20 protein-coding genes and 1 pseudogene are annotated in these 25,288 nt (G+C 33.2%); 1 reads left to right on the top strand and 20 read right to left on the bottom strand.

Translation table 11 applies throughout. From position 1 onward, the window contains the following. Window positions 1–258 precede the first annotated feature (258 nt). The 12 genes and pseudogenes from C8269_RS01435 to murB all read right to left on the bottom strand — a co-directional run bounded on the left by C8269_RS01435 (window position 259) and on the right by murB (window position 16,899). Window positions 259–2,163 (bottom strand): UvrD-helicase domain-containing protein, encoded by a 1,905-nt coding sequence (locus C8269_RS01435; RefSeq protein ID WP_106460080.1) that lies wholly within the window; start codon window positions 2,161–2,163, stop codon window positions 259–261. Then, on the bottom strand, window positions 2,151–4,241 hold the full coding sequence (locus tag C8269_RS01430) for an ATP-dependent nuclease (protein ID WP_015777630.1): 2,091 nt from the start codon (window positions 4,239–4,241) through the stop codon (window positions 2,151–2,153). Before C8269_RS01430 ends, C8269_RS01435 begins: the two co-directional genes overlap by 13 nt. A 77-nt stretch (window positions 4,242–4,318) precedes the next feature. Next, a pseudogene (locus tag C8269_RS01425) lies at window positions 4,319–5,153 on the bottom strand (nucleotidyl transferase AbiEii/AbiGii toxin family protein). After that, complete coding sequence (locus C8269_RS01420; RefSeq protein ID WP_106460079.1) at window positions 5,150–5,737, bottom strand: type IV toxin-antitoxin system AbiEi family antitoxin domain-containing protein; 588 nt, start codon at window positions 5,735–5,737, stop codon at window positions 5,150–5,152. Before C8269_RS01420 ends, C8269_RS01425 begins: the two are co-directional and overlap by 4 nt. Window positions 5,738–6,056: 319 nt before the next feature. After that, window positions 6,057–7,298 (bottom strand): 23S rRNA (uracil(1939)-C(5))-methyltransferase RlmD, encoded by a 1,242-nt coding sequence (rlmD, locus tag C8269_RS01415; protein ID WP_106460078.1) that lies wholly within the window; start codon window positions 7,296–7,298, stop codon window positions 6,057–6,059. Then, on the bottom strand, window positions 7,298–9,070 hold the full coding sequence (pyk, locus tag C8269_RS01410; RefSeq protein WP_106460077.1) for a pyruvate kinase: 1,773 nt from the start codon (window positions 9,068–9,070) through the stop codon (window positions 7,298–7,300). The genes rlmD and pyk overlap by 1 nt, the downstream gene beginning before the upstream one ends. A gap of 8 nt (window positions 9,071–9,078) precedes the next feature. Then, window positions 9,079–10,038 (bottom strand): 6-phosphofructokinase, encoded by a 960-nt coding sequence (gene pfkA, locus C8269_RS01405; RefSeq protein ID WP_106460076.1) that lies wholly within the window; start codon window positions 10,036–10,038, stop codon window positions 9,079–9,081. A gap of 9 nt (window positions 10,039–10,047) precedes the next feature. Beyond that, on the bottom strand, window positions 10,048–13,494 hold the full coding sequence (locus tag C8269_RS01400) for a DNA polymerase III subunit alpha (RefSeq protein ID WP_106460075.1): 3,447 nt from the start codon (window positions 13,492–13,494) through the stop codon (window positions 10,048–10,050). 31 nt (window positions 13,495–13,525) lie between these two features. After that, window positions 13,526–14,428 (bottom strand): DNA-binding protein WhiA, encoded by a 903-nt coding sequence (whiA, locus tag C8269_RS01395; RefSeq protein WP_106460074.1) that lies wholly within the window; start codon window positions 14,426–14,428, stop codon window positions 13,526–13,528. 1 nt (window position 14,429) lies between these two features. Continuing rightward, a complete protein-coding gene (locus C8269_RS01390) occupies window positions 14,430–15,146 on the bottom strand; it encodes a tyrosine-protein phosphatase (RefSeq protein ID WP_106460073.1) in 717 nt (238 codons plus the stop codon). A gap of 1 nt (window position 15,147) precedes the next feature. Then, entirely contained in the window at window positions 15,148–15,996 is an 849-nt protein-coding gene (rapZ, locus tag C8269_RS01385; RefSeq protein ID WP_106460072.1) for an RNase adapter RapZ, read from the bottom strand. Beyond that, entirely contained in the window at window positions 15,997–16,899 is a 903-nt protein-coding gene (gene murB / locus C8269_RS01380) for a UDP-N-acetylmuramate dehydrogenase (RefSeq protein WP_106460071.1), read from the bottom strand. A gap of 149 nt (window positions 16,900–17,048) precedes the next feature. Between murB and rpmB the strand changes: the two genes are divergently transcribed. Continuing rightward, complete coding sequence (gene rpmB / locus C8269_RS01375) at window positions 17,049–17,237, top strand: 50S ribosomal protein L28 (RefSeq protein WP_106460070.1); 189 nt, start codon at window positions 17,049–17,051, stop codon at window positions 17,235–17,237. 107 nt (window positions 17,238–17,344) lie between these two features. Here the strand turns inward: rpmB and rpe are convergent, their stop codons facing one another. The 8 genes from rpe to def are packed head-to-tail and all read right to left on the bottom strand — an operon-like array spanning window position 17,345 to window position 25,253. After that, on the bottom strand, window positions 17,345–18,001 hold the full coding sequence (rpe, locus tag C8269_RS01370) for a ribulose-phosphate 3-epimerase (protein WP_106460069.1): 657 nt from the start codon (window positions 17,999–18,001) through the stop codon (window positions 17,345–17,347). Continuing rightward, on the bottom strand, window positions 17,995–18,864 hold the full coding sequence (rsgA, locus tag C8269_RS01365; protein WP_106460068.1) for a ribosome small subunit-dependent GTPase A: 870 nt from the start codon (window positions 18,862–18,864) through the stop codon (window positions 17,995–17,997). The genes rpe and rsgA overlap by 7 nt, the downstream gene beginning before the upstream one ends. Continuing rightward, window positions 18,865–20,805 (bottom strand): Stk1 family PASTA domain-containing Ser/Thr kinase, encoded by a 1,941-nt coding sequence (pknB, locus tag C8269_RS01360; protein WP_106460067.1) that lies wholly within the window; start codon window positions 20,803–20,805, stop codon window positions 18,865–18,867. Window positions 20,806–20,814: 9 nt separating this feature from the next. Continuing rightward, entirely contained in the window at window positions 20,815–21,540 is a 726-nt protein-coding gene (locus C8269_RS01355; RefSeq protein WP_106460066.1) for a Stp1/IreP family PP2C-type Ser/Thr phosphatase, read from the bottom strand. A gap of 2 nt (window positions 21,541–21,542) precedes the next feature. Then, window positions 21,543–22,565: a 23S rRNA (adenine(2503)-C(2))-methyltransferase RlmN gene (gene rlmN / locus C8269_RS01350; RefSeq protein WP_106460065.1), complete on the bottom strand. Its 1,023-nt coding sequence runs from the start codon at window positions 22,563–22,565 to the stop codon at window positions 21,543–21,545. Further along, window positions 22,558–23,844, bottom strand: a complete 1,287-nt coding sequence (gene rsmB / locus C8269_RS01345; RefSeq protein ID WP_106460064.1) for a 16S rRNA (cytosine(967)-C(5))-methyltransferase RsmB — start codon at window positions 23,842–23,844, stop codon at window positions 22,558–22,560. The genes rlmN and rsmB overlap by 8 nt, the downstream gene beginning before the upstream one ends. Next, on the bottom strand, window positions 23,837–24,775 hold the full coding sequence (gene fmt / locus C8269_RS01340; RefSeq protein ID WP_106460063.1) for a methionyl-tRNA formyltransferase: 939 nt from the start codon (window positions 24,773–24,775) through the stop codon (window positions 23,837–23,839). The genes rsmB and fmt overlap by 8 nt, the downstream gene beginning before the upstream one ends. Beyond that, complete coding sequence (gene def, locus C8269_RS01335; RefSeq protein ID WP_106460062.1) at window positions 24,768–25,253, bottom strand: peptide deformylase; 486 nt, start codon at window positions 25,251–25,253, stop codon at window positions 24,768–24,770. The genes fmt and def overlap by 8 nt, the downstream gene beginning before the upstream one ends. Window positions 25,254–25,288 lie beyond the last annotated feature (35 nt).

The following is a 25,288-nucleotide window of genomic DNA, read 5'->3' as shown; positions in this document are numbered from 1 at the left end:
ATTTTTAATAAAAACTAGGTACATCAAATACTGCATTTTTCATGAATATAATCATGTTTTTATTTTTCAAATCAATCTACATGATTTGAAAAGTATCTTTCCGAACTTAAATATAGTATTCTAGTAAATACAATAAAAAAAGAATACCCTCATGCAAGAGTATTCTTAAAATAAAAATAGTAATTATCTTTTTTCATTCTATAGAATAATATTAAAAAGCAGCATAAAACATAAGTAGAAATAGTACCTACTTTTCAATTAAATCGAAGAGAGTTCTATAACATTTTCTTCTCCAAAATACTCTTTAGCTTTTTCTAATATGTCAGAATCATCAGTAGGCATATATATTATTAAATTCTTTTTTGCTCTTGTTATACATACATAAAATAATTTTTTTGTACGTTTCTGAACATTAGAGTTCGGAGATCCTTTCCCAAATAATGTTCTAAAGTCATATTTATTCCAATCAGACTCTAATACAAGCAATACATTGTCATATTCACTACCTTTAACACTATGTTGAGTACAAATTGGTGAAAATTCTTTTAAATATAAAACACTTTTTCTATATTGATTAAATGTTATCTTTTTTATTCTCTCCCATAAATAAAACCCTTTATTTGAAATATAATCACTAAACAATTCATCTTCTTTGAGTAACCCTTTTACTTCCGCAAATTTTAATACATTTTCTATCGTTTGATTATCTTCACTTACAAGATAATCAATTGCTTGCTTAAGGCAAATCTTATCATTTCTATTATGAATAGAAAATTTTGTTATTCGTAGAAAATCATTAAATCTATTAGCCTCATATAATTCAATAATCTCCTCTAATATATCTAATCTGCGTAAAATCCTATCTCTATAAGAATTAGCTTCATATCTACCACTCATTCCATTTAATTTATATGACATGAGTGATTCCTTAGTGATTCTACATTTTTCGTAAGCTTCTTCCCATGACATATCTTCTAAAACACTATATATTGACTGATAAATTTCATTTCCGTTAATTTGATCTAACAGCTCCACTTTGTTATATGTCGGTTTTACCTCTAACGTTATTTCTCCCAAAGTCTTATTACAGTCTAAATTTCCCTTATCAATTTTTTTCTTTATCCCACTTATAAGCTTAGTTATCAAATCAGCATTATATAGATCATATAAGTCTTTAAAGCCAGTCATTTCAGCATTATATTTATGTGTTAGCCTTAACTCTTTTGTTTGTTTTCCATCAGAAAAATCCCAAGATTCAAAAATATTCTTCCCCTTTACACTTATAAAATCATTTATTTCAGTTCCATATAAAAATTTAATACTACCTTCTCTAATAGTACCATTTTCCATATTAGGTGCATTTATATCTTCTGAAGGTCTTTGCTCAATATCATCATCTCTAAACTTATTGGCTACTTCGATTACAACTCTTGGATTTCTTCGGTTTTGCGTCTTTACTATTTTAGTTAAATTATATTGATTTAAATTACCAACTCCGTCGTCATATATAGACTGCATTGAATCTCCAAAAAAACCAATTACATTTTTCTTATCGCTTTGCTCAAGATGCTTTAGTAAAATATCAGCAACTAAAGGACTTGTATCCTGATATTCATCAACAAAAATACAATCTGCAATATCCTTTAAAATGTCCGCTATTTTTTTATATTTCTCAAACATTTTCTCTGCAACAATCAAAATGTGATTATGGCTGATTTTCACTCTATTTTCTTCATTTGCCGTTACAGAATAATACTCATCATAATCTACATAAAGATTTTCGAAATATTCTTGAGAAATTAAATCCTCAGAAAAATCTTTTGGCTTTTTAAAGTTCTTTTCATTATCATCGTTAATAAGCTCAACTAAAATATTTTTTATTTCATTCTGATATTTTCTGATAAGAGACCATATAAACTCATGTATTGTTGAAACCCAAATATTTTCATTTTCTATTCTTGATAAAATTTCGGCAACTGCATTATTTGTATATGTAATGCATACTATCTTTATATCTGGTAATTCCTCTGTGAGTGCATTTATTAAGGAAATTAAGGAGTATGTTTTTCCACTACCTGCTCCACCTTCTAAAATAAAATTTTCACCATTTTTTATACATTCAAGAGCTTCTAATACTTCTTTTTCCAATGTTAGCGTATCCATAATAAGCCCTCCTCAATATAATGTGGAACTGCCCATTTTTCATCTTCTTCGCCATTCTCATTATCAAAATACAATAAGCTTGATGCAAATGCCGATTTCTTTTTCACATTATTCAAAGCAAAATTATAATAATCACCATTTTCTATTTCATCATTCGAAAAATCTTTTAAAGCTCCATATTGATAAAACCCTTCTTTGTTTTTTAATATAAAGTCTTTATTTAGTGCTATAAATGCATCTTCAAAACTACTCGCTTGATACTCACCATAAGATTCTGGTATTTGATAGGCCATTCTCATATTATCTTTAATTTTATCCTCAGCATTTTTCCCTACAAGTTCCTTAAATTGATTATTCGATGTATCAATTCCAGTATCTTTAAAAAATTCTTTTATTGATGCGTTACTTGTATGTGTTCCCTCATCGGGGTGACAACTCGTATATACAGTTCTTTCTTTTCCATTTTTATCTATTTTCTTTTCAGCTTTAACAGAGTCAATATCCGTAACAAACAAAACTTTTGTTCCTAAAAAGGAAAATAAAGGCATAAATATATGAGAATGCGCTCCAACTTCTATTATAGAAATATTCTGTGATAATAGTGGTATAATATCTGCTCTTGGCTTTTCTTTATTATCAATTTTATGCATCATCACTGGCATTAAAATTCGTTCGGTATCTCCTTCTATACAAATAGCTTTATCCGCAAAGAATAGTTCACTTCTATTCATTGTCAGATATTGTTTTACAAACTTAAATCCTTTCTGTTCATCTCCACCATACTCTTCTTTTAAAGAATTAAAGCTCTTAGCTATGACCGTATTCCCGTTTTTCTTCAAATATATAATGTCATCAAAGTTACATTCAGAAACTATATGTGATGAATGCGAAGTGATTAAAATCTGCAACTGCTTATTCTTTTCTTTCAACAACTTATTTCTATGTGCTTTGATATGAGATTTAATATTCCTTATAAATATATACTGTAACTGAGGGTGTGTATGTGCTTCAGGTTCTTCAATATATAAGAGATTTATATCTGCTGGTTGTTCAAACAATTCCTGTATATTGGTTTCAATCTCAAATAAAATACCAATTAAATTTAAATACCCCAATCCATTATATGTTTCTGGAAGCGAATAATCTCCCCCTTGTCTATAACTTAAGTTTGTATTATCTGACAATAAATTTTTCTCTGAAATAGATGACTCTATTGCTATATCAATTCCATTTTCTGCACCACCATAAGTTTTAATAACATCTATAACATCACTAAAAATACCATCAATGGGTTCTTCACCTTCACTTTTTTCTCCATTGTAAATCTTATATAATTCTTTATCGGCTTCCTCCAATTTTTCTTCAAGTCTTGTAAATACCGATTCACTTTCATCTTTTGCAGCTTTATAAGAACTGAAATATTTACCAGTTAAACCTGATAAAACATGATTACGATCATCATTAGAAACCGCTCGATCAGCTCTTATTCCTGCCACTTTAATGACTTTTTGAATATCTTTATTATCAATTTCTTCTGATCTATCTTGCGTTGTTTTGTTTGCTTCAACATCAAACCCTCTTGAATATTTTTTCGTTTCAAAGAAGTTTGCAAAATTCTTACTCATAAATTTGGAAAATGATTTAAAATCTTCAATATTTTTTTCACTAATAATGTTTTTTAATTCTATGATTTTTTTTGCAGCTATTACCGAAATAAATTCTAAAACTATTATGTTATTATCTGGATTTAAGTCCATCATGAATTTTTGAATATTCTCATATGAATCATTATCATTATACTCAATGAATAATTGCATATTAATAGTTTCTAATAATTGAACTTCATCCAGCTTTGTTATATCAAAACCAATTATTTTTTTATAGAGATCTTTCTGGCATTCTAAATTTATATCTTCCCAAAATAATTTAGATGAATTTAGCATTTTATCTAAAACAATAATAGATGATGTTTTTCCACAATTATTTTTACCTATAACTAGCGACAATTCATCTTTAAAATTTAACTCAAAATTTTTTAATAATCTAAAGTTTTTGACTTTCATCTTTTTTAAAATCATTTTAATACTCCTCTTTACCTTCTAAATCAAACTTTTCTTTTATATTTATTTTCCTAAAAATCCTTTGTCTACTTAGATCAACTTGTTGTTTTCGAGACGATTCTCACTACATCAACAACCTTATCAAAGGTTAAATCTCCAATATATTTATTTTCACTCAGATATACTTCCCACAATGATCTCAGGTATGAATCTTCTTTTATGTACTCTATTATTTCCTCATAGTCTTGCATTATCTCATCACTTCTTCTTTTGTTTGAGGTTCTCTCTACTGCTTCTTTTAAAACTTTATAGTTTATCTGGTCTTTTTTAGTTTGTAGAGGGTGTATAGGTCTTAAAAGTCTCTCATTCGTGTGGTTGTTATATTTCTTCTGATTATTGTTTCGTATTTTCAGCTAAAATTGTTTCTAATGGGTATGCCATTATTTTTATATTTTCTTTGCTAAAGATACATGGATAGGTGTATTCTATTTCTCTTGGTGTTATTGCATCTCCTGTTGTTAGATCAAGTTTCATTGTGTTTTTAGTTTTTCCAACATTTGCTATTAGTGAAATTCTAAAGTTCTCGTACTCATCCTCTTCTCTAATATAAGAGATGTCTTTTATTTCAAATTTTATTCCATCATCGACATCTATATTTATAATTTCATCTACGATTTCTTTTATTTTTTCTTCTTTTAGGGGTATGCCTTTTATGGTTGTGTCCATGTCCATAGTTGTTCTATTTTCAATGCCGATTAAGGATGATATGAGGAATCCTCCCTTTATTACAAAATTATTTTTGTATTATGATTTAGATAGTCTTTCTAAAAATCTTTCAAAGAAATATATTTGCAAAACTTCTTGCGATTTCAAATTCTTCTTCTCTGCTAAACTTCTTATCTTTCCCTTTATACTCTCGATATTAATCATGATAATACCTCCATGTATTTTCTAATTTCATTTTCTATTTTAAATAGTCTGCTGTATTTTATTAATCGTCTTAGATTTTTATTTGGTGATTTAAAGTATCTTTTTATTGCTTCTGTAAAAATTTGTTTATCTATTTTTTCTCTGTCGATTATGATATCGCAAATTGTTCGATCTATATCATAAACTGGGATAAGGTTGCCTTGTGGTGATTTTATTTCTGCCTTTCCTAGTTCGTATAAATCTTTTTTTACATAGTGAACTTGTAGATCCTCATATCTTTTTTTGATATGGCTGGCATTGTAGCCTTGAGGTACAGATATATGAAATACATTTGGGGTCCTATCTGATAAGTCATGTAGATATAGGGCTGTTTGATGGGAAAATATAATTCGATTACTATTTGATGATATTAAAACAAAATCGTCTATTACTTTTCCTTTTAATTGATATAGTCCTGGTCTTAATCTTTCCAACTGTCCACTCTTTGTTAATTCTGATAAATTATGCCTAGTATATCCAAGTTCTTCTGCTTCTTTGTTGGTTATCACTAAATTTTCTTGGATATATTCTTTAAGTGTATTCATAGTCCGCCTCCTCTCGTTTACGCTTTTATTATATGTTATAAAAGCGAATATGTAAAGCTGGGCTATGAGTAATTTATATTTTGAGAAGGATGTAACGAATCCTTACTCCCTTCAATAAAAAAGAGCAGCCTTTTAAGCTACTCTTATAGAAAGTACAAAATGAGTTTATCTTATTAATTTTTTCTTTGTGTTTCCTCATACTAGTTTTAAAACTACTCTTACATCCATGTAGTTTTTTTGAGTCTTTTTGACGTATCCTTCTTCATCTTTATCAAAGACAAAATGCTTATAAAACTGCTTAAAATGCAGGATTCTAAATTTATATCTTTTGTATCAACGCTATAGCTTCCACATGCATAGTCTGTGGGAACATGTCTACTGCCTTGATTTTTTCTAGTTTGTAGCCTTCATTTATAAATCTTTTTATGTCTCTTGCTAGGGTTTGAGGGTTGCAGGAGATGTATATTATTTCTTTGGTGCTTGTTTTGCCTATGGATTTGATTAGGGCTTTGTCTAGGCCTGCTCTTGGTGGGTCTACTATTATTGTGTCTATTTTTTCATTTTTTATGAAGTTTTCGTCTATATATTTGGCGTTTTTGGCTAGGAATTTGAAGTTATCTAGATCATTTATTTCTGCGTTTATTTTGGCATCTTTTATTGCATTTTTGTTTATTTCTACTCCTACCAGATTATCTCCATTTATGGCTATGGAGGATGTTGCTGATCCGCAGTATAGGTCTAGAACTCTTTTATTTTCCCCTAGGAAGTCTCTTGCTGTCTGATAGAGATTTTGTATCTGATTATCATTTACTTGATAGAAGTCATTTAGGCTTATCCTAAATATCTTGTCAAATATTTGATATTCTAGATAGTCTTTGCCTGATATATTGCCTTGTCCTATTATGTTTATACTATATTTACTGCTTGCATATTTTTCTCTTATGTAGGCTAGGGCTTTGTTATTTTCTTCTACTTCTAGATTTAGCATTATTTCTTTGCTATTTGTTCTGATTGTTATTTCTTTTATGAAGGAAGGATATTTGTTATTTATATCTTTCGTTATTTCTTCAATTGATGGGAGATTTTCTGAGATTATTTTTCTTGCTAATAGGCAATCTTTTATCTCTACTAAATCATTTGAGCCTATTTTGTTGTAGGCTAGCTTTCCTTCTTTTGTTACTTGAAGTCTAATTTTGTTCCTATAGTGAAGGTTTTCAGATTCTATTATTTCTATGTCCTCTATTTCTATATTTGCTGTTTTTTTGAGGGCTGATAGGATTAGGTTTTTCTTTAATTGTATTTGAGCATTGTATGTGATATCCATAATAGTACAAGCTCCACATTCATAATAATATGGACATGGAGCTTGTCTTTGTACTGGGCTTTCTTTGATTGTTTTTAGTTTTCTTGCTTCATAGAAATTTTTATTTTCATTTATTATTTCTATTTCGCATATCTCACCGAAGGTGGCTCCTTCGATGAAGGCAATCTTATCGGGTGTCTTTCCGACTCCTCGCCCGTCTTGAAGGATATCAGTTATTTTGATATCTGTGTATTTCATTATATTACTTTTGTTTCTCCGCTGTAGATTACTCCGCCTATTGGATCTACTGTGATTGTTTGACCATCTTCCATTAGGCTTTGAGCATTTGCTGCACCTACTACTGCTGGGATTCCAAAGTGTACCGCAGCTACTGCTGTATGACTTGTTAGGCCGCCTGTTTCTGTGACTACTGCTGATGCTTTTTCGATGAATTCTGTAATATCTGAATCTGTGAATTTGGCTACTATGATGTCGCCATCTTCAAATTTGTGTTCTAGTTCTTTTCTTGTTGAACCGATTACTACTTTTCCTGATACAGATTTAGCACCTATTCCTGTTCCTGATGTGATAATATCACCTATTACGTGAACTTTTATTAGGTTTGATGATCCACTTACACCTAGTGGTACACCAGCTGTTACTACTGTTAGGTCACCTTCTTCTAGATAGCCTTCTGATAGGCCTCCTACTATTGCTCTTTCGATTAGTTCATCTGTTTCGTGAGCTTCTTGAATTACTAGTGGGTATACGCCCCATACTACTGATAGTTGTCTTGCTACTCTGTCTGTTGTTGTTGCGGCAATTATATTTGTTCTTGGTCTGAATTTAGAGATTATTCTTGATGTATTACCACTTGATGTACATGAGATTATTGCTCTTGCATCTAGTTCTCTTGCTATTTGACATGTTGATCTAGCTATTGAGTTGGTTGTATTTCTTCTAGATTCTATCTTGGTGTTGTATACTTTTTCGATGAAGTCATCTGATAATTCTGTTGTGACACAGATATCTCTCATTGTTTTTACTGCATTTACTGGATATTTTCCGCCTGCTGTTTCACCTGATAGCATTACACAGTCTGTACCATCTATGATGGCGTTTGCTACGTCTGTTGTTTCTGCCCTGGTTGGTCTTGGGTTTCTTATCATTGAATCTAGCATTTGTGTTGCTGTGATTACTGGTTTTGCAGCTGCATTACATCTTCTGATGATGTCTTTTTGTACCATTGGGATTAGCTCAGTTTTGATTTCTATACCTAAGTCTCCCCTTGCTACCATGATTCCGTCAGATGCTTCGATTATTTCTTCGATATTGTCTACACCTTCTTGAGATTCTATCTTAGAGATGATTTTGATGTTTTCTCCACCGTGGTCTTCTAGGACTTTTCTTATGTCATATACGTCTTCTTTTTTACGTACGAATGATGCTGCGATTAGGTCGATTCCATTTTCTATACCAAATTTGATATCATCAACGTCTTTTGGTGTTAGTGATGGAAGGTTTGTTTTTGAACCTGGTAGGTTTACTCCCTTGTGGTTTGATAGAACACCGTTGTTTTGAACTCTACATACAACATCTGTGCCATCTTTTATTTCAATTACTTCAAGTTGTACTAGACCATCGTCTATGTAGATTTCACTACCAACTTTAACATCTTGTGGTAGACCCTTGTGAGATACTGATACTATATCTTGGTTACCCATTACGTCTCTTGTTGTTAGGGTAAAAATGTCATCAGGCTTTAGGAAGATTTCTTTTACATCATAGTTTCCAGTTCTTATTTCTGGTCCCTTTGTATCAAGCATGATTGCTATTGGTGCGTTTAGTTTTCTTCTTAATCTCTTGATTGTCTTGATTTTTTCTAAATGTTCTTCGTGGCTTCCATGAGAGAAGTTTAGTCTTGCGACGTTCATTCCATTTTTGATTAACTCTTCAAGAACCTCTGGTTTTTCACTTGCTGGTCCTATTGTACAAACTATTTTGGTTTTCTTTAAAATTTCTGGTTGCATTTTTACTCCTATCTTGACAAGCTATTTGCTAAGTCGTAAAGATCTTCTGGGAATGTTGACTTAACAGATGTTGCCTCGTCTATACTTACTTCTATTAATTTTCCATTTCTATAACCTATGGCTAAGTTTGTTTGCTCTTCTGATAATAATTCTACGGCACGTGCTCCCATTGCTGATCCTAGTAATCTATCAACTGCAGATGGTGAACCACCTCTTTGGACATGGCCTAGAACTGTTACTTTTGTTTCTATGCCTGTTTTTTCTTCAAGCTCATTGGCTAGGGCATATGGATCGCCTACACCTTCTGCTAGGGTTATTAGGTGGTGTAGCTTTCCTCTTTTTCTACCATGTTCCATCTTGGCAATTATTTCATTAATTGAAAATTCATGTTCTGGAACAATTATTGATTCAGCTCCTCCAGCTAGACCTGAAAATAGGGCTAGGTCTCCGCAATGGCGGCCCATTACTTCTATTACTACGGCTCTACCATGTGAGCTTGATGTATCTCTAAGCTTACCTATGGCATCAGATACAGTTTCTATAGCTGTAAAAAATCCTATTGTGTAATCAGTATATCCCATGTCGTTATCGATAGTTCCTGGGATTCCTACTGTCTTTATTCCAAGATCTGATAGGGCTTTTGCTCCCTTGAAGGATCCGTCACCACCGATTACTATTAGGCCTTCAATACCATAGTCTGCTAGGATTTGAGCCCCTCTTTTTTGGCCTTCTGGTGTAGTAAATTCAAGGCTTCTTGCAGTTCCAAGAATGGTACCACCCTTATGGATGATATCAGCTACTGATGAGATATTCATTTCATAAATATCGCCTTTCATAAGACCATCATAGCCATTTCTTACACCCTTTATCCTCATGGATTTATTTAATGCGGTTCTTACAGCACCTCTTATGGCAGAGTTCATACCTGGTGCGTCGCCACCACTTGTAAGTATACCTATTGTCTTCATTATAACTCCTTATTTGACCTTAACATTTTCTTTTCCAAGCCTGTCTTCCAAAATTTTTATATTTGCATCATTGATTTCAAAATATAATTTAGGATCAAGGCTTACTAACTTCTTCTTATCTTCAAAATATATTTTTACAGGATTGTTTCCCTTGTGGCTTAGAATTAAGCCTTTAATTTCATTATACTCTATAAAATTCATTTTTAAGTATAAAGTTGACAAATTTGTTTTTTTTATGTCAATAAATTCACTCGCTAATAATTTTACATCACTTTCATCAGTTTGCAATTTACCTTTAACTATTAGCACATTATCATCTTCTATGAGATTTCTGTACTGCTTATAAGTTGAAGGAAATATAACCATTTCAATATTTCCATACATATCTTCTAGGGAGGCGAAGGCCATGAGATCTCTTTTTTTGGTTGTCAGTTCCTTTTTGTTATTTAAGATACCTGCCATTGTAACATATTTTCCATCAAGCCTTGCCATTTGCCTTTCATCAAGATTTTCTCTGTAGTCTGTGGTAAAATTCACTATGTTTTCAAGGGCTTCAGCGTTTTCACTTAGAGGATGTTCTGATATATAAAAACCCAAGACTTCCTTTTCCAATTTAAGTTTTATATTTTTAGGATATTCTGCAATATTCGGCATATCTATATCCCTAGTATCAACATCTCCTGCCATATCTAAGAGATTAATTTGACCTGTCACATTTATTTTATTATTGTCATGGACTGTAGCTATAGCTTTTTCATAGATTGCCATAAGCGATGACCTAGTATAGCCTAAGCTATCAAAGGCACCTGCTTTGATTAAAGATTCGATTCCTTTTTTATTAAGAGCCCTTGAATCGACATCTTCAACCCTTTCTAGGAAATTTTTGAAATTTATAAATTCTCCACCAGCTTCTCTTGCCTTTATAATTGCGGCTATTAGATTGGCTCCAAGATTTTTAATCCCTGATAGGCCAAAAATTATCTTTTTATCTGCTACTTCAAATGGTCCGTAGGACTTATTTATATCTGGAGCAAGGACTTCAATACCAAGCCTTTTAGTTTCTGATACATATAAGTATAGCTTTGATGATTGGTCCATCACTGAAGAAATTAGATTGGCCATATATTCTTCAGGATAATAGTGCTTAAGATAAGCTGTTTGAACTGCTACAAGGGAATAGGCTGCTGAGTGAGACTTGTTAAAGGCATATTTAGCAAAAGATATCATTTCATCATAAATTGTATTGGCTGCCTTTTTATCAACACCATTTCTAATAGCTCCTGGTATTAGGATTTGCCCATCTTCATCGACCTTGCCATTTATAAAAATATCCCTATTTTCTTCCATGACGCTCATCTTTTTCTTTGACATGGCTCGTCTGAGGTTATCAGCTTCTCCAAGCGAATAGCCTGCTAGCTGTTGAACTATCTGCATTACTTGCTCTTGGTAGACGATTATTCCGTAGGTCACCCCTAGGATTGGCCTAAGTTTTTCATCAAGAAAGCTTACATCTTCTGGGTTATTTTTGTTATGGATATATTTAGGAATCTCATCCATTGGTCCTGGCCTAAATAGAGAGTTTGCAGCTATTAAATCATCAAATACTGTTGGCTTAAGGTTTTTAAGGAAGGCCCTCATGCCAGCAGATTCAAACTGAAAAAGACCAATGGTTTGAGCCTTGTTAAATTGTTTGATGACATTTTTATCGTTTACGTCGATATTTTCGATGTCTATATCTAATCCGTAATTTTTCTTTATATCCTTTATAGTATCTTTTATAACTGTGAGGTTTCTTAGACCAAGAAAGTCCATCTTTAAAAGGCCAAGCTCTTCGATTTCTGTCATATCAAACTGGGTTACTACCAGGTCATTTGATAAGGCTAGGGGAATTATTTCTGTGAGCGGATCTTTTGAAATAACTACTCCTGCCGCATGGATTGATGTATGGCGAGGAAGACCTTCTAATTTCCTAGCTGTGTCAATTAGCCTCTTGCTTTCCGCATCCTTATGGTAGGATGCCCTAAAACTATCAGATTCTTCCAAAGCCTTGTCAATGGTCATACCAATTGTGGCTGGGATTTGTTTGGCTATGGTATCTACCTTGCCATAGGCAATATCTAGGACTCTGCCCACATCCCTAATGGCATTTCTTGCCTGCATCCTTCCAAAGGTAATGATTTGTGAAACATGGTCTCTACCATAAAGGTCATTTACATATTCAACCACTTTATCCCTAAGGACATAGTCAAAGTCTATATCTATATCAGGCATGGACACCCTCTCTGGATTTAAGAATCTTTCAAAGATTAGATTATATTTAATCGGGTCAATTTGTGTTATATCAAGGGCATAGGATACGATAGAACCTGCTGCAGATCCCCTACCAGGACCCACTGCTATATCGTTATTTCTAGCATAATTTACAAAATCCCAAACAATTAGAAAATAATCTACATAACCCATTGAGTTTATAACTTCTATTTCCTTTTTAACTCTCTCGACTATTTCACTTGTAGGATTTTTATATTTTTTGCTTATACCTTGGTTTACCAAAAGTTTTAGATAATCAAGATTGCTAAGGCCTTCAGGAAGCTTGGTATAGTAAGGAAGATGGGGCTCGTGGAATTTTATCTCAAGCTTACACCTGTCTGCAATTTTTGTGGTGTTTTCAACAGCTCTTTCATAGTCTTTAAAAATTTCAGACATGGTATCTGGGTCTTTGAGGTAAAATTCCCTATTAGGCATCCTCATCCTATTTTCATCTTTGACTAGAGCACCTGTTTGTATACATAAAAGAACATCTTGAAGGTAGGAGTCTTCCCTTTCTATATAGTGGACATCATTTGTTGCAACCATCTCAATGCCTAATTTCCTGTGAAGATAAGTAACTCCTTTATTTACCTGTTTTTGTTCAGGAATCCCATGGTCTTGGATTTCTAGGAAGTAATTGCCCTTACCAAAAGCATCTTCATATTTCTTTGCAGTGCTTATAGCAGCTTCCATATCATTTTCTAGAATTCTTTGGTTGACTTCCCCATTTAGGCAAGCTGAAAGGGCTATAAGGCCTTCTGTGTGGTCTTTTATAAAATCAAAGCTTACCCTTGGCTTGTAATAAAAACCATTTACATAGGCTTCTGATACAATTTTGACCAAATTCTTATAGCCAGTCTCATTTTCTGCCAAAAGAATAAGGTGGTAATAGCGTTTATTTGTAGGGTCTTTTATCTTATGGTCTTTTTCTGAAACATAGACCTCACAACCTATAATTGGTTTTATGCCCCTTTTTGTGGCTTGCTTATAAAATTCTATGACCCCATACATAGAACCATGGTCAGTTATGGCAACCGAATCCATCCCTAGGTCGAGGCACTTATCAAGGAGTTTATCTATCCTTGAGTAGCCATCTAGGAGGGAATATTCTGTATGTAGGTGGAGGTGGGTAAATTTTGTAGTCATAATTTCCTTTCAAAAAAAGATTTGTAAATATTTACAAATCCTTTGCTATTTTGATAAATTTTTGAAGTCTATAATTGACCTTGGCCTTGGATAGGGGCGGATTTATCATCTCCCCAAGCTCTTCTAATGATAGGTATGGATTCTCTAGCCTTAAATTGGCAAGATTTTTGCTTAGGTCATCTAAGTCTTCAAAGACTCCTGCTTCCTTTACCTTGTTTATAGCTGTAAGCTGGTTAGCCGCAGCCTTTACAGTCCTATCGATATTGGCATTATCAAAATTATTTACTCTATTAATATCATTTCTAAGCGACTTAATAGCCCTTACATTTTCAAGCTCAAATAAGGATTTTGTAGCACCAATTATGGCAAGAAAATCAGAAATCTTGTCAGAATCTTTTAGGTAGACTATATAATAGTCATTTCTTGTTGATAATTTTGAATTGAGACTAAAGGTATCCATGGATTCCTTTAAAAGACTTGCTTCATTTTCATCCTTTGAAACTATCTCAAGATTATAACCTCTTTGTGGGTCGTTTACAGATCCCCTAAATATAAAGGCAATTTTTAGAAAGCTTTTTATCTCATCGAGCCTTACATCTTCTATATCTTCATAATTTTCTATAAACCCTTCTGCCATTAGGCCTACTAATTTATCGGAAACATCACTGTCTTCAACAATTATTACATAGTCCCTCTTATTTTTCTTGTCAGGGTTATCTTGGATTTCAAAAGTTGGCGAATATCCATAAAGGTCAGCTACTAGCTTATAAATATATCTAGCCTCTCCATTTGAATCTGTTTTAAAAATCACATTTAGCTTTCCTTCAGAAATCCTTATTGAACCTATAAAGTGTATCAGACTTATAAGCTCACCCTTTAGATCAAGAGCATCTTTTTTGAGGACTTCTTTTTTGCATCTTTGGGAAAAGCTCATCTTATTCTACTATCTTATCCTTTATTGCTTGAATTACCTTAGCATCAACCTTGGCATAAGCTAGATAATCCTCAAATGTACCATATTTTCTAACAACATAGTCATAGGCTTCTTTCATATAATATGGGTCTGTAATCCTGAATACTGAGTATGGTTCGTCTTCTCCATATCTTTCGATATAGCCAAGATGAGCTGAAGATACCTCATAGTCTGCTATGATATCTCCCCTGTAGGCATTGGCAAGGCCTAGAATAATCATTGAAATAATTCCTGTCCTATCCTTTCCCTCCTGGCAATGGTAAAGTACAGAGCCTTCTGCATTTGCTATTACCTCCATAATTTCTTTGACAGCAACAAAATGATCTATAAGATTTCTATAAGACTGGCCTACGGTCATCTTGCCTGAGATAATTTTATCTATTTCTTCTTGTCTAAATTCCTTATCTGGGGCTAATGATATATGATGAAAATCAAAATTATCTTTTATTAGCTTATGACTTTCTGTCTCAAGTTTTAATTCATTTTCTCTTCTTAAATCAATGATGGTTGTTATATTTAAGTCTTTTAGGTCCTTTATATCAACTTCTTTTACATCATCTAGACTTGCAGATCTTATAATCTTATGCCAGGCTGTAGCTTTCTTATCTAGGGTTGCTACCCCTCCCATATCTCTCGCATTTTTTATATTTTCTAGGTCTAATCTTTTTAAATATCTCATCTTACCACTTATCCTTTTCTCTGTGTCTCTTAATTAATATATAATCATCATCTTTCATTCTCTCATACATTTTCTCTACCATATAGACAGACCTATGCTTACCACCTGTACACCCAAATCCTATGGTTAGTATATTTTTGCCCTGCTTTTGAAATTCAGGCAGGAGCGATATAAGCATATCATAGGCCTTTTCCTCAAAATCCTTGATAATATGAAATTGATCGAGATAAGCCGCTAATAGCTCACTAGTACCATTTAATGGCTTAAGCTCATCTATATAAAAAGGATTGGGGACAAATCTTACATCAAATACAAAGTCAAAATCAGAGCTAATCCCATATTTAAAACCAAATGATATAAGATTTACTATCATTTTTGACTTCTTATCTAAAGAATTTTCTATAACAGACCTAAGCTCTGCTATCTTGTAGTTAGTAGTGTCTATTATAGTATCGGATATCTCCCTTATAGGTTTTAGGAGAGCTTTCTCCTTTTCTAGACCGTCTGTTACACTACCAAATTCTCCTAGTGGGTGGGGTCTTCTTAATTCGTTGTATCTTTTTTGAATGATTTCATCATTGCAATAAATAAAGATAATTTCTGTATCTTCATTGGCATTTTTTAGATCTTTGATTGATTCATAGATATTATTGTCTATAGAAAATGACCTAAAATCAATTACAACCGCCATTTTTTCTATTGGCTTTTCTTGATTATTATTTAATTCTATAAATTTCTGAACTAAATATGATGGAGTATTGTCCATGGCATAATAGCCCATATCTTCATAAGCCCTTAAGGCTGTTGTCTTACCTGAACCTGATAAACCAGTAATTATCTTTAATTTCATCTATAATTCTCCGACTAATTTTACCTCTCGCTCCAGTGTAAAGCCTGTTTTCTCCTTAACAATTGCTGCCACATGATTAATAAAAGCAAGCATTTCATTGCAAGTAGCATCTCCTGTATTTATAATAAAGCCACAGTGTTTCTCACTAACTTGGCAATCTCCCTCTCTAAAACCTCTTAGGCCACATTCATCAATTAGCTTTGATGCATAGGATCCTTCAGGTCTTTTAAAGGTTGACCCTGCAGATTTTTTATCAAGAGGTTGTTTGCTTGTTCGTCTATCTCTGTAGTCTTTAAACCTATCTATAACAAGTCTTTTGTCATCCGGTTTTAATTTAAATTTAGCACTGACAACTATCAAATTATCTTCAAAAACTCTAGAGTGCCTATAGGAAAAATGCATATCATCATTGTTAAAGGTGTGAAGATTTCCCTCATAATCAAAGGCCTTTACTTCTACAACTATATCCTTGATTTCACCACCATAGGCTCCAGCATTCATAGCGATGGCCCCTCCAACAGAACCAGGTATACCTGAAATCTCTTCCATACCAGCAAGGCCTATTTCTATTGCTGCCCTGCTTGCTTTAATAAGAGCTGTTCCTGATAAGGCTGTTAGACAATCATCTTCTATCTTAACATCGTCAAAATTATCCGCAAGGACTATAACACAACCCCTAATACCCTTATCAGACACTAAAAGATTTGTTCCCTTGCCTATAACACTAGTTTCTATTTTATTTTCATAGTTAAATTTTAGAAGGGCTTCAAGCTCGTCAACTGTGCCTGGTAAGGCTAGAGCATCTGCCAGTCCTCCTATGCCAAAATTTGTGTAATTTTTTAATTCTTCGCCAAATAGAATTTGGCCTAAGTTTTTATTTTCATAAAGAGATTTATAATCCATTTAATCCCCCTTAAATTCTTATTTTGATCTTTCCATTAATCACTATACTCTTTATAGGCTTAATCTCCCTATTAAAAATAAAGAAAAAATTTGTAATTTTACTTAAACTTTGGTAGAATAATAAAGATGAATAAGGAGGAGGTGTAATTATGGCAAAAACATGCGATATATGTGGCAAAGGTACAAAAGCAGGTAAATCTGTTACTTTCTCACATAGACAAATAAACAGAACTTTTAAAGCAAACGTGCACAAAGTAAAAGCTGTTGTAGACGGCACTCCAAAGACTATTAACGTATGTACAAAATGTGTTAAAAGTGGAAAAGTAGAAAAAGCTTAAGCTTTTTTTAATTTAGTACTAAATTAAAAAATTTACTGGCCCTAGGGTCAGTTTTTTTTAGTAAAAAGAAAGGGTCACTTGCAATTTTTAGCAAGTGACCCTCTCTTTTAATATTTATTAAATATTTCGTGATATTTTTCTATTTGTTTTTTTATATCTTTAGCAAATATATCAGAGCCTACAACTATCTCATCAAGGCCGAGTTCTAAGACATTTTCGACATTATCAGTCTTAATTCCCCCATCGATTTGAATCTTAATATCCTTCTTATTTTGATCGATGTAATTTCTAAACAATTTGACAGTATCGATGCTTTGCTCCATAAATTTCTGACCTCCAAAGCCTGGATTTACACTCATTACGAGCACTAGGTCTATATAGTCAAAATACTCTAAGAGCTTTTTAGGATCTGTAGCTGGCTTTGGTGTAAGCCCTACTTCCATCCCAGCTTCTTTTATAGCAAGCAGGGTCTTTTTTAAATCTTTACAGGCCTCATAATGAACTGTAAGCCTATCGCATCCTGCCTTTTTAAAATCATCTATATACCTAATTGGATCTTCTATCATAAGATGGGTATCAAAAAAATAATCATTTTTATCTCTTATATCAGATATTACCTTAAAACCAAAGGAAATATTTGGAACAAATATCCCATCCATAACATCTATGTGGATTATCTCAAGTCCTGTACCCCTTGTCTGGTCAAGGTCATCCTGTAAATTAGCAAAGTTACATGAAAGTATTGATGGTGCTAGTTTTACCATTTGTTAAGTCTCCTTTGTTTTAATTCTTCAAAAAGTTGTAGGTAATTTTTGTATCTTGATTGGGCGATTTTGCCAGCTTCTAAGTCTTCTTTGACCCTGCATGATGGCTCATTGATATGATTACAATCCTTGAATTTACAATCTCTATTCCTTAGCTCTACGAAGGTATTTTTAAGGTCATTCTCATCTTCTAGAAAATCAAATTCAAAGCTATCAAAACCTGGCGTATCAAAGATAAAAGTATCTTTAGAAATCTTAAAAATTTCTGTGTGTCTTGTTGTATTTTTTCCCCTTCTAGACTTTTGGCTTATCTCGCCTATTTCTATTTCCCTATCCAAAATATTTGATAAGAAGGTTGATTTTCCAACACCACTTGCTCCGGATACTGCTGAGGTCTTTCCCTTAAGGACTTCAAGAATTTCATCTTTTGGGAAGTCCTTGTAATTATCAATCTTTATTAGCTTGTATGATAAATCCATGTAAATATCTGCTATTTTTTTGATTTTTTCCTGGCTTACTAGGTCTATTTTTGTTAGAATTATTACTACGTCGATATTTAAATACTCACACATAGCAAGATATTTATCAAGGTTGTAGAGATTAAGTGGTGGGTGGTCTATGGTTATAAAAACCAGTAGCTGGTCTACATTTGCAATATTTGGTCTTTTTATCTCATTTCTTCTAGGTAGAAGCTTTGTGATATAGGCCTTATCATCTTCAAGAACATCCACTTCGACATTATCACCTACCAGTGGCTTTTTATCCTTGACCCTAAAGTTACCACGGGCCTTGGCCATTAATAAGCTCTCTTCAGTGTCTACATAATATAATTCTTTTTGACTTTTAATTATTTTACCAATCATCTAATTAACTGTATATACTCCATAAGATTCATCATCAACTAAAACTTCCAGCCTGCTAGAAGCTTGTGACATTACTTTAAGAACTAAAACACCATTTTCATTTAATTCTACTGAAGAATGGTAATCATCATAAATAAGCTCTGATCTATTACCTTTCCTATCAATCTGGTAGACTTTTACATTGAAATTATCTTTAGCATTTCCAATATTTAATTTAAGCTGGACTTCCCTATTAGGATTTGTCGCTTCTTTTTCTTCTTCACCTAAACTTATTGTTAAATCTATGGCTGATTCTTCTTTTACTTCAGTACCTGCTCCAATCGACTGATTCATTACTAGGCCTCTTTGAGTATTTGATGAATTTCTGTAGTCTACATTTCTTACTTTTAGGCCAGCGTTTTTTGCGGCTGCTATTGCATCCTGCTCGCCCATACCTAAGAGACTTGGCACTTTTACTATTTCTGTTGTGTCTTCTGGACCTACAGATATAACAAGGCTAATCTCAGAACCAGACTGAACGCTTGCTCCTGCTGATGGCTCTTGTCTAATTACTAGGTCTTTTTCAACTGTATTAGAATAATCTGTAGATGTTGTTCCAAGTTTTAATCCTAGTTCCTTTAGGGTATCTTCTGCCTGGCTTAGGTTCATGTTTTTTAGCTGAGGGACTTCTACTTCTCTTCCAGAAGAAATTACAAGATAAACTACACTACCTTTTTTAGCTTTAGTGGATGCCTCAGGGTCTTGACTCATAACCTTACCCTTTTCATACTCATCACTTTCTGCAGTTCTTGAAATATTCGCCTTAAAGCCTCTACTTTCAAGTTGTTTTACTGCTTGTTCTTGAGTTAAGTTTACTACTGTAGGTATTTCTATTTCATCTTGGTTAAACATTGTTGAGAAGAAATAGACAGCCCCTACTAATATAAAGGCCAATAAAGCTAGTGGCCAAATCTTTATTGATGTTTTCTTGGATTCTTTCTTTGACTTTTCTTCTGGAGTGGATACATAGATAGCTTCCCTGTCGTCTTCGTAGTAGTCGTCTACGTCTTCCCTTTTATTTTTAGGTACTACTATAGGGATTCTTGCTGTATCTTCAATCTCTTCTGTATTTTTAACTAAGGATTCATCATCTAAAGCTTCTATTAATTCACTTGCATTTTGGAATCTCTCGGTTGGATCCTTTTTAAGTAGTTTCATTATTATATAATTCAAGTGTAGGGATAGGTCAGGATTTAATTCTCTTGGTGGAATTGGATTATCTTGTATATGCATCACTGCAATTCCAACCGAGTTGTCTGCATCAAAAGGCACCCTTCCTGTTGCCATCTCATACATTACGGCCCCTAGAGAGTATAAATCTGACTTTTGATCTACAATCTTACCCTTTGCTTGTTCTGGTGATATATAATGGACTGTACCTAATATCGAGCTTGTATATGTTATGGTTGCGTTGGACGATACCCTAGCTATACCAAAATCGGTTACCTTTGCTAGACCAAACTTATCTATAAGTATATTTTGTGGCTTGATATCTCTATGGATTATACCTGAAGCGTGGGCTGATTTTAAAGCCTGAGCTATTTGTGTAGAATAATCAATAATATCATAATTGGATAGGATTTTTTCCCTATCTATTAGATCTTTTAGGGTCTCTCCTTCTACATACTCCATTACTATGTATTGGATAAGCTTGCCATTTAGCATGTCTTTTCCAATATCATATACATTAACTATATTTATATGGCTAAGTCTCGCTGCGGACTGAGCCTCATTATTAAATTTCTTTAAAAATTCGTCATCTTCGGCGTATTGGTCTTTGAGTACTTTAATTGCCACAAATCTACCCAGAAGCCTATCCTTGGCCTTGTAGACCTTGGCCATGCCTCCCACGCCGATTTCCTTTATAATTTCATATCTACTATCTAAAACTATATTTTCCATATTACCCTCTTATAGTAAAATAGTTGTAACCGTAATATTGTCTCTTCCTCCACTTTCTATAGCTTCTTCTATCAAAAGAGACGAAATTTCATAAGGGTCAGTCTTATCTTTTACTATATTTTCTATTTGTTCATCTGTAATCTCATTTGTCAAGCCATCTGTTACCATTAAAATAAGGTCCTTATCTTCCATATCAAAACTTCTACTATCTGGCGATACTTTTGCTTCTGTTCCCACCGCTTTGGTTATGGCTGCCTTATTTATGAAATTTTCAGCTTCATCTTCTGTTAAAGAGCCGGAATCTAGTAAATCATTTACAAGAGAGTGATCACGAGTTAACCTTCTAAGCTCGCTATTTCTATAGATGTAAGCTCTTGAGTCACCAAGATGTGACAAATGATAGACTTTATTGTTGTGATCTATGCAAAGACAGACTACTGTTGTTCCCATCCTGTCATAGTCTTCTTGAGAAGATAGTGAGAAAATCTCTTTGTTTGCATAGATTATAGCTTCTTCTTGGAGCTTTAATAGAGAATCATAGGCATTTAAATCTGCTTTTTTAACATAATCTATAAATAAATTTACAGCCATTTTGCTTGCAATTTCTCCCTTGCTATGGCCTCCCATACCATCAGCTACTATGAAGAAGTCAACGTTATCTAAACTAATATTTGAAAATGAATCTTCATTTTCGCTTCTTATTTTACCAATATTTGTAATTGAAGAAAATTTCATTCTTACCTCGCATAATTATTTCTAAGCTGGCCACAGGAAGCGTCTATATCTTGACCCATGGATTTTCTTATAGTGGCATTTAAGCCCCTTTTGCTTAGTTTATTTTTAAATTCATCTAAAGCACTCATCTTTGGTTTATCATGTTTAAACTCCTCGATTGGGTTTAGAGGAATTAGGTTTATATGTACATTTTTGCCAAATAAGAGATCGTGTAAATTTTCTACATCTTCATCTAGGTTATTTACCTTATCGATTACAACATATTCAAAGGAAACCCTTCGGCCTGTTTGATCAAAGTAATAATCTGTAGCCTTTATAAGCTGGTCAATAGAATATTTTTTGGCTATTGGCATAAACTTAGCTCTTTTTTTATCATCTGCATAGTGAAGAGATACAGCTAAGTTTACATCTAATTTTGTATCAGCTAGCTTGTAAATTTGTGGAACAAGTCCTGAAGTTGAAAGGGTTATTGACCTATGAGAAAGATTTCTACCCTTAGGGTCTGTGATAATTTCAATGAACTTTTCTATATTTGTAAAATTATCCAAAGGCTCGCCTATGCCCATTATTACAATATTTGAAATAGGTCCATTTAATCTTTCTAGGAGGTAAACCTCTTCTATTAATTCAGATGCTGTCATATTTCTTACTAGGCCATTTTTGGTAGATGCACAGAAAGTGCACCCCATCCTGCAGCCAACCTGGCTTGATATGCAAATTGTAGACCTATCCTTATAATCCATATAAACTGCTTCTATAATATTTTTATCATCTAATTCTAAAAGATATTTCTTTGTAGAATCTAGCTTTGAGCTAAAAGTCTCTAAAAGCTTCACACTATCAATCTTAAAGTCTTTCTTAAGCTCTTCTCTCATCTTTAGGGGAAGGTCTGTCATCCCCTCAAAATCATTTATCCTATTAACATGGATATTGTGAAAGACCTGTTTAGCCCTAAATTTTTGATAAGATTTTTCTTTGAATAAGTCTTCAATTTGACTTATATTTTTATCATTTATACTAATCATTTATCTTCCTAAACTTGGATATGAAAAATCCATCACATCCATCTTCAAAACTCCTGTATTCCTTAAAAGCATCTCCTTCTATGTCTATACTTTCTAGATTTGCCTTAGCCTTTAGATATAAAAAATTCTCTTTATTTTCTAAGGGACCAATGGTGCAGGTTGAATAGAGTAGAATCCCGTCTTTTTTAAGGTATTTTATAGCTTGGTCAAGGATTTCTTTTTGCAGGCTAGCTAGCCTTACAATCGTTTCCTTATTTCTATTATATCGTATTTCTACTTTTCTTCCTACTACCCCAAGACCAGAACATGGAGCATCTACTAAAATATAATCAAATTTATTTTCAAAATCCTCTACAAATGTAGAAGCATCGTGGTTTGTGATGGAAATATTTTTTAGTCCCAACCTTAAAATATTTTCTTCAATAAGTTTATTTTTAGAAGAAGATATGTCATTTGCGATTATTTGGCTAGTATTATTGGTTATCTCTGCCAAATATGACGTCTTTGTACCTGGTGCAGCGCATAAGTCTAATATTTTAGAATTTTCCGTAGGATCTAGGACTTCTACAGCCTTCATTGATGATTCCTGTTGGATAGTAAAATAACCTTCCTTAAAATATTTGCTTGCTGCAAGGGAGGCTGGATTTTTGACTATCAAGGCATTTTTCGCAATTTTTCCATCTTCTATTTGATAGCCTTCCACTTCTAACTTATCTCTTAATTCATTTTTGCTTATCTTAAGCTTATTTACCCTTATTGAAAGATTTTTAAGGCTATTTGCATCTCTAAGGTAGGCCTTGGTATAGTTCATCCCATAATTGTCATAGATATATCTGGTAATTTCTTCCGGGAAGGAATATCTTATCGAAAGGCTTTTTATATCATCAGTCTCATAGATAGTTGCTATTTCCTTTTCATCCCTTATGAAATTTCTAAGAATGGCATTAACAAAGGCTGAAGACTTTTTGTTTTTTTCCTTACTTAGGTCAACTAATTTATCTACCGTTGCATAGTCTTTTGTGTCTAAGAAATGAATGTTATAAATTCCAATTTCTAGGATAAGAAGTATTGACTTGTGGATTTTTTTAAGCCTTATAGAAGATAATTTTCTTATCATATAGTCTATATAGATTTTATTTTCCAATACTCCGTAGACATTTTTGCTGACGAAGGCTAAGTTTTCTGCCTTGTCAGCATACTTATTTATCATGTCGTTAGATTTTTTATCTTGGTAGACAATGGCGTAGAGAATATTAAATATTATCTTTAAATCAGTCATTTTCTATGATATATCCTATTTCTAGGTCATTTCCTAATAAGAAGCTCTTTGTATCCATAGCCTTTTTGCCTGGAACTTGGATTTTTTCGATTCTTATAGCAGAATCTCCTGTTCCTATTAAAATCAGGTCATTTTTATTAGCAGCTAGGATTTCTCCAGCCTTGCCTTTTTTATCGGAAGCTAGACTAGCCTTATAAATCTTTATATTTTCACCCTTATATGGAAAATAAGCCACAGGAAAGCCAACAAAGGCTCTTATTTGATTTAAAATTTCCCTACTTGTCCTTGTAAAATCAATCCTTCCCATTTCCTTGGATATCTTTGTGCAGAAGGTCGCCTTTGAATCATCTTGTTTAATTCTTTTTGCATAGACTTCATCAAAGTTTAAAATAGCTTCTCTAATGGCCTCTGCACCAAGGGCTCCTAGCTTATCTTCTAGGTCAAAGTAATCTTCACTTGGACCTATTTGATAATCTTTTTGGATTAGGATATCACCAGAATCCATGCCTTTTTCTATGAGCATGGCTGTAGCTGATGTTTCCTCTTCACCATTTAGTAGGGAAAATTGTATAGGACTTGCTCCCCTATACAGTGGTAATTTTGAAGGGTGGAGGTTTATTATCCTGTCCTTAAAATTATCTAGTAAAACATCTTTTAGAAGTTGGCCAAAGGCAACTACTACTATAAAGTCGATTTTAAGGTCCTTAAGTAGGCCCACAAATTCTTCTGTATTTACAGAATCTGGTGTCTCAACTCTAATTCCCTTATCTTCTGCATACTTTTTAATCTCTGTTGGAGAAAATTTATTCCTAGACCTCTTCTTATCCTTGCTAGATACAACTAGGCTTACATTTATATTTTCATCATTATAAAGAACATCCAAAGTCTGCACTGCAAACTTTGGATTGCCCATAAAACATATATTAATCATTTATTTCTTCTTGGTCCTCAAATTTAATTTCTTCGATGTATTTATCCTTAAATAATATTCCGTCTAAGTGGTCGATTTCGTGTGATAGAATAACTGCTGGGAAACCATGAGCATCCCAAATCTGTTCCTTACCTTCTTCATCAAGGTATTTTACCTTTACATGCTCAGCTCTTTTAACTGTAGCGTTGAAATCTGGTATAGATAGGCAACCTTCTACTCCGATTTGTTCACCATCTTTTTCTATTATTTCAGGGTTTACAAGCTTAACTAGGCCTGTCTCTCCATCTTGAGGGTCTACTACTATTACTCTTTTAAGTATTCCTACTTGTGGAGCGGCAAGGCCTACTCCGTTTGCATCATACATTGTTTCTGCCATGTCATCTAATAAAATATTAATCCTATCGGTAACTTGGTCTACTTCTCTTGAGACCTTTCTTAAGATTGGATCTCCATCTATTCTTATATTTCTAATTGCCATATTTCCTCCTTATTTAGAGTTGCAATATTATCTCT

The organism is Anaerococcus sp. Marseille-P3915, assembly GCF_900258475.1.
Classification (GTDB): Bacteria; Bacillota; Clostridia; order Tissierellales; family Peptoniphilaceae; genus Anaerococcus; species Anaerococcus kampingae.
Note: the sequence above shows the minus strand (reverse complement) of the source record. Positions and strands in the feature narration are given on the sequence as shown.

What these genes read in the sequence shown, in the direction of transcription:
- C8269_RS01435 (WP_106460080.1), bottom strand. Translation starts at nt 2,163, where the DNA reads ATGGATACGCTAACATTGGAAAAAGAAGTATTAGAAGCTCTTGAATGT.
- C8269_RS01430 (WP_015777630.1), bottom strand. Translation starts at nt 4,241, where the DNA reads ATGATTTTAAAAAAGATGAAAGTCAAAAACTTTAGATTATTAAAAAAT.
- C8269_RS01420 (WP_106460079.1), bottom strand. Translation starts at nt 5,737, where the DNA reads ATGAATACACTTAAAGAATATATCCAAGAAAATTTAGTGATAACCAAC.
- rlmD (WP_106460078.1), bottom strand. Translation starts at nt 7,298, where the DNA reads ATGAAATACACAGATATCAAAATAACTGATATCCTTCAAGACGGGCGA.
- pyk (WP_106460077.1), bottom strand. Translation starts at nt 9,070, where the DNA reads ATGCAACCAGAAATTTTAAAGAAAACCAAAATAGTTTGTACAATAGGA.
- pfkA (WP_106460076.1), bottom strand. Translation starts at nt 10,038, where the DNA reads ATGAAGACAATAGGTATACTTACAAGTGGTGGCGACGCACCAGGTATG.
- C8269_RS01400 (WP_106460075.1), bottom strand. Translation starts at nt 13,494, where the DNA reads ATGACTACAAAATTTACCCACCTCCACCTACATACAGAATATTCCCTC.
- whiA (WP_106460074.1), bottom strand. Translation starts at nt 14,428, where the DNA reads ATGAGCTTTTCCCAAAGATGCAAAAAAGAAGTCCTCAAAAAAGATGCT.
- C8269_RS01390 (WP_106460073.1), bottom strand. Translation starts at nt 15,146, where the DNA reads ATGAGATATTTAAAAAGATTAGACCTAGAAAATATAAAAAATGCGAGA.
- rapZ (WP_106460072.1), bottom strand. Translation starts at nt 15,996, where the DNA reads ATGAAATTAAAGATAATTACTGGTTTATCAGGTTCAGGTAAGACAACA.
- murB (WP_106460071.1), bottom strand. Translation starts at nt 16,899, where the DNA reads ATGGATTATAAATCTCTTTATGAAAATAAAAACTTAGGCCAAATTCTA.
- rpmB (WP_106460070.1), top strand. Translation starts at nt 17,049, where the DNA reads ATGGCAAAAACATGCGATATATGTGGCAAAGGTACAAAAGCAGGTAAA.
- rpe (WP_106460069.1), bottom strand. Translation starts at nt 18,001, where the DNA reads ATGGTAAAACTAGCACCATCAATACTTTCATGTAACTTTGCTAATTTA.
- rsgA (WP_106460068.1), bottom strand. Translation starts at nt 18,864, where the DNA reads ATGATTGGTAAAATAATTAAAAGTCAAAAAGAATTATATTATGTAGAC.
- pknB (WP_106460067.1), bottom strand. Translation starts at nt 20,805, where the DNA reads ATGGAAAATATAGTTTTAGATAGTAGATATGAAATTATAAAGGAAATC.
- C8269_RS01355 (WP_106460066.1), bottom strand. Translation starts at nt 21,540, where the DNA reads ATGAAATTTTCTTCAATTACAAATATTGGTAAAATAAGAAGCGAAAAT.
- rlmN (WP_106460065.1), bottom strand. Translation starts at nt 22,565, where the DNA reads ATGATTAGTATAAATGATAAAAATATAAGTCAAATTGAAGACTTATTC.
- rsmB (WP_106460064.1), bottom strand. Translation starts at nt 23,844, where the DNA reads ATGACTGATTTAAAGATAATATTTAATATTCTCTACGCCATTGTCTAC.
- fmt (WP_106460063.1), bottom strand. Translation starts at nt 24,775, where the DNA reads ATGATTAATATATGTTTTATGGGCAATCCAAAGTTTGCAGTGCAGACT.
- def (WP_106460062.1), bottom strand. Translation starts at nt 25,253, where the DNA reads ATGGCAATTAGAAATATAAGAATAGATGGAGATCCAATCTTAAGAAAG.